Source organism: Fusobacterium sp. DD2, from assembly GCF_018205345.1.
Taxonomy (GTDB): Bacteria; Fusobacteriota; Fusobacteriia; order Fusobacteriales; family Fusobacteriaceae; genus Fusobacterium_A.
On the sequence record NZ_JADRHM010000144.1, the window covers coordinates 1 to 399 of the forward strand.

Annotated in this window: 1 pseudogene; it reads left to right on the top strand. The window is 30.1% G+C overall.

What is annotated here, in order from left to right:
* Positions 1–59 precede the first annotated feature (59 nt).
* Positions 60–399 (top strand): annotated as a pseudogene (locus IX290_RS11490) (peptidyl-prolyl cis-trans isomerase); the annotation flags it as partial.

A 399-nucleotide genomic window follows, 5' to 3' on the forward strand; every position in this document is an offset into this window, starting at 1 on the left:
TTAGATCAGTTATTACAAAATAACTAGAACAAAATAAATATACAACTTGGGAGGAGATTATGGACGAACAATTGTTACACAGTGTATTGCTAAGCGAAGCCCAACAAGGGGAGTATACATCACTTGAGTTGGCAAATATCCGTTTACAAAGTGAAAATGTACTTATAAATTATTTTCTTGACAGAGAGACAAGAAAAATACTTGATAACTTAAAAGTTGAAGATGATGTACTTAAAAAGATATTTGAGGACAACAAGAAAAACTTTAAGATTGAACCTAAATTTAAAATTGATACTATCTTTATGAAAGATGGAGATAAAGCAGGAGAGATCTTAGAAAAGGTAACTGTAGAAAACTTCGATAAGCTAAAAGAGGAAAATGATGTTAGAGAGGATAAAA